The organism is Enterobacter sp. ZOR0014 (genome assembly GCF_000798855.1).
Classification (GTDB): domain Bacteria; phylum Pseudomonadota; class Gammaproteobacteria; order Enterobacterales; family Enterobacteriaceae; genus Enterobacter; species Enterobacter kobei.
Map to the genome: position 1 here is coordinate 1 of NZ_JTLF01000242.1, position 10,101 is coordinate 10,101.

The following is a 10,101-nucleotide window of genomic DNA, read 5'->3' on the forward strand; positions in this document are numbered from 1 at the left end:
GGCCTGATGCCCTCACCCCGGCCCTCTCCCACGGGGAGAGGGAGAATATCGTAGGCCGGGTAAGCGTTAGCGCCACCCGGCAATTCCCTTAAAGCTTCGCAAACACCTTACGCGCCGCGTCGATGGTGTTATTGATATCTTCTTCGCTGTGCGCCACGGACATAAAGCCCGCTTCAAACGCCGACGGCGCCAGGTACACACCTTCTTCCAGCATCAGGTGGAAGAAGCGCTTGAAGCGTTCAACATCGCACTTCACGACGTCCTGATAGCAGGTCACGGTTGGCGCATCGGTGAAGAAAATCCCGAACATGCCGCCGACGTGATTGACCACCAGTGGGATACCCGCCTCTTCTGCGGCTTCCAGCAGACCGTTAGCCAGTTGAGTCGTCAGGTCGGTCAGGGTTTCGTGAATGCCTGGTTGCGCCACTTCGGTCAGGCAGGCGAAGCCTGCGGCCATCGCAATCGGGTTGCCGGAAAGGGTACCTGCCTGGTAGACCGGGCCCGTTGGCGCCAGCGCTTCCATCACATCCTTACGGCCGCCGAATGCGCCAACAGGCATTCCGCCGCCGATGATTTTGCCGAGGCAGGTCAGGTCCGGCTCAACGCCATAATAAGACTGGGCACCCGCCAGCGCTACGCGGAAGCCGGTCATCACTTCGTCGATGATCAGCAGGGCACCAAACTCATCGCACAGGGCGCGCAGGCCCGGCAGGAAGTCCGGCTGCGGTGGAATGCAGTTCATGTTGCCCGCTACCGGTTCAACGATGATGCAGGCGATCTCCTGCGGATACTGCTCGAACGCCGCGCGAACGGTGTTCAGATCGTTATAGGTACAGGTCAGGGTATGCTTAGCGAAATCCGCCGGCACGCCAGGCGAGTTTGGCTGGCCGAGGGTCAGCGCGCCGGAGCCTGCTTTCACCAGTAAACAGTCTGCGTGACCGTGGTAGCAGCCTTCGAATTTAATGATTTTATCGCGACCGGTAAAACCGCGCGCCAGGCGGATCGCGCTCATGGTCGCTTCTGTACCGGAGTTCACCATACGTACCATGTCCATGGTCGGCACCAGTTCGGTCACCAGCTCCGCCATCTTCACTTCCATTTCGGTTGGCGCACCGAAGCTCAGGCCACGCTGAGCAGCTTCAATGACCGCGTTACGAATGGCTGGGTGGTTGTGCCCGAGCACCATCGGTCCCCAGGAACCGACATAATCGATATAGGCTTTGCCATCGACATCATACAGATACGCGCCGTCAGCACGTTCAATAAACAGCGGCGTACCGCCCACGCCGGTAAAGGCGCGAACAGGCGAGTTCACACCACCTGGAATAAGCTCCCGGGCTGCACTGTAGAGGTTTTCAGACTTGCTCATGGCGTCGTTCCTGGTTCGTATAAAATGATTAAGCACACTATTCTAAGTGATTCGCAGTAGGTTATGAAATTTTTAGCCAGATAATGCTTTAAGATTTGTTAAGTATTTTTAAGGGGACGGAGGGAAGGTCTCTGGTAAAATCTCCTCGGCTTTTTGTATGACGAATAAGAACAGGACATGAAATCAGATTCTCCGTCTTTTGAAGAACAACAGTTTACGCGCGCTCAGCACCGGATCAGTATTCGGCGGCTGCTCAATCGCGATAAAACGCCGCTGGCGATCCTGCTGGCTGCAGCCGTGGTGGGGACTCTCGCCGGTCTGGTTGGCGTGGCGTTTGAAAAAGCGGTCAATGCCGTACTCAACTGGCGAGTGGGCACCGTCGCGGGTTTTGCCGATAGCCGGTGGCTGGTCTGGGTCGGGGCATTTGGACTGTCGGCGCTGTTTGCCATGGTGGGGTATTTTCTGGTGCGTAAATTCGCCCAGGAGGCCGGCGGGTCTGGCATCCCGGAAATTGAAGGTGCACTGGAAGAGTTGCGCCCGGTGCGCTGGTGGCGCGTGATCCCGGTTAAATTCATCGGCGGTATGGGGACGCTGGGCGCGGGGATGGTGCTGGGCCGGGAAGGGCCAACGGTACAACTGGGGGGCAACGTCGGACGCATGGTGGGCGATCTGTTCCGGATGCGAAGCGCCGAAGCGCGCCATACGCTGCTCGCCACCGGTGCGGCGGCGGGTCTTTCAGCGGCGTTTAACGCACCGCTGGCGGGCATATTGTTCATCATCGAAGAGATGCGCGCGCAGTTCCGCTACAACCTGATCTCCATTAAAGCCGTGTTTACCGGCGTTATTATGTCGAGCATTGTTTTCCGCCTCTTCAATGGCGAAGGGGCGGTAATTGAGGTGGGTAAACTGACCAACGCGCCGGTCAACACCCTGTGGCTTTACCTGATCCTCGGCATGATTTTTGGCGTGGTGGGGCCGCTGTTTAACACCTGCATCTTACGTGCTCAGGATATGTTCCAGCGTATTCATGGCGGCAATACGACGAAATGGGTGCTGATGGGCGGCCTGCTGGGCGGGATGTGCGGCGTGCTCGGCTTTATTGAGCCGAATGCCGCAGGCGGCGGCTTCGGGCTGATCCCCATCGCCGCAGCGGGAAATTTCAGCGTCGGTCTGCTGCTGTTTATGTTTATCTCCCGGGTTATCACAACGGTTCTGTGCTTCTCCTCCGGTGCACCCGGCGGGATTTTCGCCCCGATGCTGGCGCTTGGTACGCTGCTGGGCACCGCGTTTGGTATGGCAGCCAAAGTGGGCTTCCCGGCGTATCATCTTGATGCTGGCACCTTCGCGGTGGCCGGCATGGGGGCACTGCTGGCTGCGTCTCTGCGTGCACCGTTGACCGGTATCGTGCTGGTGCTGGAGATGACAGATAATTACCAGCTCATTTTGCCAATGATCATTACCTGTCTCGGGGCGACACTATTAGCCCAATTCCTGGGCGGGAAACCGCTATACTCCACCATCCTCGCGCGTACCCTGGCAAAGCAAGAGGCGGAGCGGGCCGCCGCGCAGAATACTTGAATGAATTACCAGGGTATTAGATAATGACGAAAAGAATTGGGTGAATTTTACCCAATAGCAGTATTCATGGGAGCATAAGATGAGTGATGACGTAGCTGTGCCGCTGGAATTTACCGAAGCAGCAGCCAACAAAGTGAAAACCCTGATTGCCGACGAAGACAATCCGGATCTGAAACTGCGTGTCTATATTACTGGTGGCGGCTGCAGCGGCTTCCAGTACGGTTTTACTTTTGACGATCAGGTGAACGATGGTGATATGACCATCGAGAAGCAGGGCGTTGCGCTGGTGGTTGACCCGATGAGCCTGCAGTATCTCGTCGGCGGTTCAGTGGATTACACCGAAGGTCTGGAAGGGTCACGCTTTGTGGTGACTAACCCGAACGCAACCAGCACCTGCGGGTGTGGTTCTTCGTTCAGTATTTAAGCCTGAATGCGGATTTGTAGGCCCGGTAAGCGAAGCGCCACCGGGCTTATAAACGACGCCTATCTTGAATTTTCATCCAGCGCAAACGTCGGCAGCTTCAGGTGCCAGCGTATTGCCGCCAGACGAATCACCAGCGTCACGACCATCCCCAGCATCGCAGCATTTTCCAGCGGCACCGCAAAGGTGTAATACGCCGTGGCGTGCACAATCCCGCCAATAATACAGGCAGTAGCATAGATCTCGGTACGCAGGATCATCGGTACTTCACGCGCCAGAATGTCGCGAATAATCCCGCCGCCCACGCCGGTTAATACGCCCATGCAGATCGCGACCATCGGGCCGGTTCCGGCATTGAAGGCTTTATTGACGCCAATACCGACAAACACGGCCAGACCCACGGCATCCAGCACCGGGAGTATCCATTTCGGTAATCTGCGGGGCTGGCGAACCAGCACAATGGTTAACAGACAGGTCACCATGGCTACTACCAGATCGGTCGGATCTTTCACCCAAAACACCGGGCCATTCGCCAGCGCCATATCACGGATAGTCCCGCCGCCAACGGCAGTGACTACGCCAAGCACCAGCACGCCAAACGGATCCATGCGTAGTTTTCCGGCGAGCAGAACGCCGGAGATAGCAAAAACGGCTGTGCCAAGAATATCCAGCCAATAAACGAGCATCGTTAAATCCTCGAAAAAGGTCTTCTGTTAGTGACTCTCTGCCAGTGCGGCACAGAGCTGTTTTGCGGCGAGGATAATACGCGGGCTGGCGCGTTCAAACCAGTCACTGTTGAGTGGGATCACCGGAATTTTTAGCTGGCTTTGCCAGAATTGTTTAATTTTAGGAATCTCGCTCGCATTTCCGACCACGACGATGGCCTGCGGCTGGCGCGCCAGAACCTGCTCACGGCTAACCTGCGGCCACGGTACCCGGCTGGCAGCAAAGATATTTTCACCGCCACACACTTCCAGGACCTGGTTCTGAATTGACCCTTTACCTGTGGTAAACAGCGGCTGACTGCCAAACTGCAGGAAGATGCGCTTTTTAACGGACGTATCGTATTGGGCTTTCAGCGCAGCATAGTCATTGAGCATCTGGCTCGCCGCGTGCCTGGCTTTTTCAGGCGCAGGGCTATAAGGGGCAAGGGCGCGCAGTGCCTGAGCGACTTGCTCAATACTGACGGCGTCAACCCACATGACCTTGATGCCAAGCGAGGTAAGCTGATTGACCTGCCGTTCGGCGTTACCGCCACGCCAGGCCAGCACGAGATCGGGTTTCAGCGCCACGATGCGCTCAAGGTTCATCCCTTGCCAGGTCGCAACGTGTTCAATGTTGGCCGCCTGGGGGGGGTAATCCGAAAAGCTACTCACGCCAACGGGGGTGATGCCAGCGGCAAAGGCCAGCTCGGTGTTAGCGGGAGAGAGCGTAATTACGCGAGGCGCGGCACAGAGCCACGCTGAAGCAAGCAGAAGCAGGGCGGCAAGCGCCCTGAGAGATGGTTTAGCCACGTGCCAGGTTCTGCACCAGGCGTTCCACCATCACGGTGGACTGTTTTGCCGCAACGGTCAGGAACTCGTCGAAGCTGATGTGAGACTGCTGGTCTGCGACGTCAGAGATGGCGCGAACCACCACGAACGGTACGCTGAAGTTGTGGCAAACGTGCGCAATCGCGGTCGCTTCCATCTCAACGGCAACCGCCTGCGGGAAGTTATGACGTATTTTTGCCAGACCGACGGAGCCATTGATGAACGCATCACCGCTGACAATCAGGCCGCGTACCGCGTTAAGATTGAGCTCAGCAATGCAGGTTTCAGCCGCCGCAATCAGTTTGTCGTCAGCTTTAAACCCTGCCGGGCAGCCCGGGAGTTGACCGTATTCGTAGCCAAACGCGGTGACGTCGGCATCGTGATAACGCGCTTCGTCGGAGACAACGATATCGCCCACTTTCAGCGTCGGCGCCAGGCCTCCAGCCGAACCGGTGTTCACGATCACGTCCGGCTTGCAGCGCTCAAGCAGCAGGGTCGCACCCAGCGCAGCAGCCACTTTACCGATGCCTGATTTCAGCAGAGCCACGTCAACACCGTTAAGCTGACCGGTGTAGATCTCACACCCCCCCAGAGAGAGTGTCTGACGGTTCTCAATTTTGTCACGCAGGAGCGTAACTTCTTCTTCCATTGCACCAATAATGCCGATTTTCATAGATTTACTCGCGATGTGCCTTGTTAAGATGCATAGTCTATCATGCGGTTAAGGGGAAACGCATTCTCACGCGGGGGAGCACATGTCACCAATCGATTTTCGTACCAAAATTAACTGGCACCGACGTTTCCGCTCGCCACAGGGCGAGAAGAGCGAACATGAGATCCTGCGTATCTTCGAAAGCGATCGAGGAAGGATTATTAACTCGCCCGCCATCCGGCGTTTGCAGCAAAAAACGCAGGTGTTTCCGCTGGAGCGTAATGCCGCTGTACGCACGCGCTTAACCCACTCAATGGAAGTGCAGCAGGTCGGGCGGTATATTGCCAAAGAGATTTTAAGCCGTCTCAAAGAGCTACGTTTACTGGAAACCTATGGTCTGGACGAGCTGACGGGGCCCTTCGAGAGCATCGTTGAGATGGCCTGCCTGATGCATGACATCGGCAATCCGCCTTTTGGTCACTTTGGCGAGGCGGCAATTAATGACTGGTTTAAACAACGCCTTCATCCGTCGGATGCGGCAAGCCAGCCGCTCAGCGATGACCGCTGCATCGTGCGGGATTTACGTCTGCGTGAAGGTGAAGAAGGGCTTAACGATCTGCGTCGCAAAGTGCGTCAGGATCTCTGTCACTTCGAGGGCAATGCCCAGGGTATCCGACTGGTACATTCCCTGATGCGCATGAACCTGACCTGGGCGCAGGTCGGCTGTATCCTGAAATATACGCGTCCCGCGTGGTGGACGGGAGAGACGCCTGCATCCCACAGCTATTTAATGAAGAAACCGGGCTACTACCTTTCCGAAGAGGCCTATATTGAACGGCTGCGTAAAGAACTTTCATTGACGCCAAACGGTCGCTTTCCATTAACCTGGATTATGGAAGCCGCGGATGATATTTCCTATTGCGTTGCTGACCTGGAAGATGCCGTTGAGAAAAGAATATTCAGCGTCGAGGAGCTTTACCAGCACCTTTATGCCGCCTGGGGAAACCACGAAAAAGGTTCACTGTTTGCTCAGGTTGTCGAAAATGCCTGGGAAAAGTCGCGCTCAAATACATTAAGCCGCAGCACGGAAGATCAGTTCTTTATGTATTTGCGCGTCAATACATTAAATAAACTGGTGCCCTACGCAGCCTCGCGCTTTATCGATAATCTGCCGCAGATTTTCAGCGGGGAATTCAATCACGCGCTGCTGGAAGATGACAGCAGTTTCAGTCAACTCCTTGAGCTCTATAAACATGTGGCGATGCGGCATGTGTTCAGCCATCCGGATGTCGAGCAGCTCGAACTGCAGGGCTACCGGGTAATCAGTGGGTTACTGGAAATTTATTCTCCGTTGCTTCAGCTGTCGGTCGACGAATTCAGTGAGCTGGTGGAAAAAGAACGCGTGCGACGAATTCCTATCGAATCCCGGCTTTATCAAAAACTTTCAACCCGTCATCGGCTGGCCTATGTCGAAGCGATAAGTAAGCTGGATCGTCACGCTACGCAGTGGCCGGTAATGGAATATTATTATCGCTGCCGTCTTATCCAGGACTATATCAGCGGCATGACGGATTTGTATGCCTGGGATGAATACCGCAAGCTAATGGCCGTGGAATAAACGCTGAGTTTTGTAAAGACGGCCAATAAATTTTTACCTTTTCCATAAACTTATGGCCGGAACTAAGCGGTATAAAATGAATCTGAGTTACACAGCAATTTTGCGTTACCTGTAAATCGAGATTGAGAAACATGAAAAAAACCACATTAGCAATGAGTGCACTGGCTCTGAGTTTAGGTTTAGCGCTGTCTCCTCTGACTGCTACCGCAGCCGAGACCGCGTCATCGGCAGCAACCGCGCAGCAGATGCCAAGCCTGGCACCGATGCTCGAAAAAGTGATGCCATCGGTGGTGAGTATTAACGTTGAGGGGAGTACGACCGTCAATACGCCGCGTATGCCGCGTAACTTCCAGCAGTTCTTTGGTGACAACTCACCGTTCTGCCAGGACGGTTCGCCATTCCAGAGTTCCCCGTTCTGTCAGGGCGGTGGTGCAGGGGATGACAGCCAGGGCGGCGGCCAGCAACAGAAATTCATGGCGCTTGGCTCGGGGGTCATTATCGATGCAGCGAAAGGCTACGCCGTGACCAACAACCACGTGGTTGATAACGCGAACAGCATTAAGGTTCAACTGAGCGATGGCCGTAAGTTCGACGCAAAAGTGGTCGGCAAAGACCCGCGTTCCGATATTGCGCTGATCCAGATTCAGGATCCGAAAAACCTGACGGCGATTAAAATTGCCGACTCTGATGCGCTGCGCGTAGGTGACTACACCGTGGCTATCGGTAACCCGTTCGGTCTGGGCGAAACCGTGACCTCAGGTATCGTCTCTGCGCTGGGCCGTAGCGGCCTGAACGCAGAGAACTATGAAAACTTTATTCAGACGGATGCGGCCATCAACCGCGGTAACTCCGGCGGTGCGCTGGTGAACCTGAACGGCGAGCTGATCGGTATTAACACCGCGATCCTGGCGCCGGACGGCGGCAACATCGGGATCGGTTTTGCTATCCCGAGCAACATGGTGAAAAACCTGACCGCGCAGATGGTGCAGTACGGCCAGGTGAAACGCGGCGAGCTGGGCATTTTGGGCACCGAGCTGAACTCTGAGCTGGCAAAAGCGATGAAAGTGGATGCCCAGCGCGGCGCGTTCGTCAGCCAGGTGATGCCGAACTCCTCTGCTGCGAAAGCAGGGATTAAAGCGGGTGACGTGATCACCTCCCTGAACGGTAAGCCGATCAGCAGCTTTGCAGCCCTGCGTGCGGAAGTCGGCTCTATGCCGATTGGCAGCAAAGTGACCCTCGGTCTGCTGCGTGACGGTAAGCCGGTCAACGTGAGCCTGGAGCTGCAGCAGAGCAGCCAGAATCAGGTTGATTCCAGCACCATCTTCAGCGGTATTGAAGGCGCTGAGATGAGCAATAAGGGCGCAGACAAAGGTGTGGTAGTGAATAACGTGAAGGCGAATTCACCTGCTGCCCGTATCGGCCTGAAAAAAGGGGATGTGATCATGGGCGCTAACCAGCAGCCGGTGAAAAACATCGCTGAACTGCGCAAAATTCTCGACAGCAAACCGTCCGTGCTGGCGTTGAATATTCAGCGTGGTGATACCTCTATCTACCTGCTGATGCAGTAATCCTCTTAAGCCCCTGTACGCAGGGGCTTTCTTGTTTCTGTGACTTTTCCCACAACTCCATACTTCTTCCGCTCTCTTTGTGCATTCGCACAATGCAGCCGTCACTGAACTTCCCTATGCTTGAGCTCTGCTCAGAGGAGGGTGACATGGCTGGCTGGCATCTTGATACCAAAATGGCGCAGGATATTGTGGCGCGCACGATGCGCATCATTGATACCAACATCAATGTAATGGATGCCCGTGGGCGCATTATTGGTAGTGGCGATCGTGAGCGTATTGGTGAATTGCACGAAGGCGCGCTTTTGGTGCTCTCTCAGGGGCGTGTGGTTGATATCGACGATGCGGTTGCGAAACACCTGCACGGCGTGCGTCAGGGCATCAATTTACCGCTGCGCCTTGAAGGCGAGATTGTGGGGGTTATCGGCCTGACCGGCGAGCCGGAGTCCCTGCGTAAATATGGCGAGTTGGTCTGTATGACGGCGGAAATGATGCTGGAGCAGTCGCGCCTGATGCATCTGCTCGCCCAGGACAGCCGCCTGCGCGAAGAGCTGGTGATGAACCTTATTCAGGCGGAAGAGCTTACGCCTGCACTCAGTGAATGGGCGCAGCGCCTGGGGATCGACCTCAATCAGTCGCGCGTGGTGGCGGTGATCGAGGTCGATAGCGGTCAGCTTGGCGTAGACAGCGCGATGGCCGAACTGCAGCAGCTGCAAAATGCGCTAACGACACCGGAACGCGATAACCTGGTGGCGATAGTCTCGCTGACGGAAATGGTGGTGCTCAAACCCGCGCTCAATCCGTTTGGCCGCTGGGATGCCGAAGATCATCGTCGTCGCGTGGAACTGCTGATTTCCCGGATGCAGGAGAACGGTCAGCTGCGTTTTCGCGTTGCGCTCGGCAATTACTTTTCCGGGCCGGGCAGTATTGCCCGCTCCTGGCGCACCGCGCGCACCACCATGATGGTGGGTAAGCAGCGGATGCCGGAGAGCCGCAGTTATTTCTATCAGGACCTGATGCTGCCGGTGCTGCTCGACAGCCTGCGTGGCGGCTGGCAGGCCAACGAGCTGGCGCGGCCCTTAGCGCGCCTGAAAGCGATGGACAACAACGGCCTGCTGCGCCGGACGCTGCAGGCGTGGTTCCGCCATAACGTGCAGCCGCTGGCGACGTCGAAGGCGTTGTTTATTCATCGCAATACGCTGGAGTACCGGCTTAACCGGATTTCGGAGCTAACGGGGCTGGATCTGGGGAATTTTGACGACAGGCTGCTGCTGTATGTGGCGTTGCAGCTGGATGAGCAGAGATGACTGAGTGCGGGCTGGTGCCCTCACCCCATCCCTCTCCCACGGGGAGAGGGCGCAAACAT

Annotated in this window: 9 protein-coding genes; 5 read left to right on the forward strand and 4 right to left on the reverse strand. The window is 56.1% G+C overall.

Features of this window, described 5'->3' with window-relative positions; all coding sequences use genetic code 11:
• Window positions 1-88 precede the first annotated feature (88 nt).
• Window positions 89-1,369 carry a glutamate-1-semialdehyde 2,1-aminomutase gene (gene hemL / locus L977_RS12655; RefSeq protein WP_014882616.1) on the reverse strand — a complete coding sequence of 427 codons (1,281 nt, stop codon included), beginning with the start codon at window positions 1,367-1,369 and terminating at the stop codon, window positions 89-91.
• A 177-nt stretch (window positions 1,370-1,546) separates the two neighbouring features.
• Between hemL and clcA the strand changes: the two genes are divergently transcribed.
• Together clcA and erpA are read left to right on the forward strand one after the other, a co-directional pair.
• Window positions 1,547-2,947 carry a H(+)/Cl(-) exchange transporter ClcA gene (gene clcA, locus L977_RS12660; protein WP_023332123.1) on the forward strand — a complete coding sequence of 467 codons (1,401 nt, stop codon included), beginning with the start codon at window positions 1,547-1,549 and terminating at the stop codon, window positions 2,945-2,947.
• 79 nt (window positions 2,948-3,026) lie between these two features.
• Window positions 3,027-3,371 carry an iron-sulfur cluster insertion protein ErpA gene (gene erpA, locus L977_RS12665; RefSeq protein ID WP_008501923.1) on the forward strand — a complete coding sequence of 115 codons (345 nt, stop codon included), beginning with the start codon at window positions 3,027-3,029 and terminating at the stop codon, window positions 3,369-3,371.
• Between the two features lie 59 nt (window positions 3,372-3,430).
• Here erpA and L977_RS12670 read toward each other — a convergent pair whose 3' ends face one another.
• Genes L977_RS12670 through mtnN form a run of 3 tightly spaced genes read right to left on the reverse strand, consistent with a single transcriptional unit; the run spans window position 3,431 to window position 5,573 of the window.
• Window positions 3,431-4,054, reverse strand: coding sequence for a TRIC cation channel family protein (locus L977_RS12670; RefSeq protein WP_014882618.1), 624 nt, complete (start codon window positions 4,052-4,054; stop codon window positions 3,431-3,433).
• A 27-nt stretch (window positions 4,055-4,081) separates the two neighbouring features.
• A complete protein-coding gene (gene btuF, locus L977_RS12675) occupies window positions 4,082-4,882 on the reverse strand; it encodes a vitamin B12 ABC transporter substrate-binding protein BtuF (protein ID WP_032637474.1) in 801 nt (266 codons plus the stop codon).
• Window positions 4,875-5,573, reverse strand: a complete 699-nt coding sequence (mtnN, locus tag L977_RS12680; protein ID WP_014882620.1) for a 5'-methylthioadenosine/S-adenosylhomocysteine nucleosidase — start codon at window positions 5,571-5,573, stop codon at window positions 4,875-4,877. Before mtnN ends, btuF begins: the two co-directional genes overlap by 8 nt.
• A gap of 82 nt (window positions 5,574-5,655) precedes the next feature.
• On the opposite strand from mtnN, the gene dgt reads away from it, so the two are divergent.
• The 3 genes from dgt to L977_RS12695 all read left to right on the forward strand — a co-directional run bounded on the left by dgt (window position 5,656) and on the right by L977_RS12695 (window position 10,042).
• Entirely contained in the window at window positions 5,656-7,170 is a 1,515-nt protein-coding gene (dgt, locus tag L977_RS12685; protein WP_047625872.1) for a dGTPase, read from the forward strand.
• 131 nt (window positions 7,171-7,301) lie between these two features.
• Window positions 7,302-8,738 carry a serine endoprotease DegP gene (degP, locus tag L977_RS12690; RefSeq protein ID WP_047625873.1) on the forward strand — a complete coding sequence of 479 codons (1,437 nt, stop codon included), beginning with the start codon at window positions 7,302-7,304 and terminating at the stop codon, window positions 8,736-8,738.
• Window positions 8,739-8,884: 146 nt separating this feature from the next.
• Entirely contained in the window at window positions 8,885-10,042 is a 1,158-nt protein-coding gene (locus L977_RS12695) for a CdaR family transcriptional regulator (RefSeq protein WP_047625875.1), read from the forward strand.
• The last annotated feature ends 59 nt before the right edge of the window (window positions 10,043-10,101 follow it).

What these genes read in the sequence shown, in the direction of transcription:
- mtnN (WP_014882620.1), bottom strand. Translation starts at nt 5,573, where the DNA reads ATGAAAATCGGCATTATTGGTGCAATGGAAGAAGAAGTTACGCTCCTG.
- L977_RS12695 (WP_047625875.1), top strand. Translation starts at nt 8,885, where the DNA reads ATGGCTGGCTGGCATCTTGATACCAAAATGGCGCAGGATATTGTGGCG.
- degP (WP_047625873.1), top strand. Translation starts at nt 7,302, where the DNA reads ATGAAAAAAACCACATTAGCAATGAGTGCACTGGCTCTGAGTTTAGGT.
- clcA (WP_023332123.1), top strand. Translation starts at nt 1,547, where the DNA reads ATGAAATCAGATTCTCCGTCTTTTGAAGAACAACAGTTTACGCGCGCT.
- hemL (WP_014882616.1), bottom strand. Translation starts at nt 1,369, where the DNA reads ATGAGCAAGTCTGAAAACCTCTACAGTGCAGCCCGGGAGCTTATTCCA.
- erpA (WP_008501923.1), top strand. Translation starts at nt 3,027, where the DNA reads ATGAGTGATGACGTAGCTGTGCCGCTGGAATTTACCGAAGCAGCAGCC.
- dgt (WP_047625872.1), top strand. Translation starts at nt 5,656, where the DNA reads ATGTCACCAATCGATTTTCGTACCAAAATTAACTGGCACCGACGTTTC.
- L977_RS12670 (WP_014882618.1), bottom strand. Translation starts at nt 4,054, where the DNA reads ATGCTCGTTTATTGGCTGGATATTCTTGGCACAGCCGTTTTTGCTATC.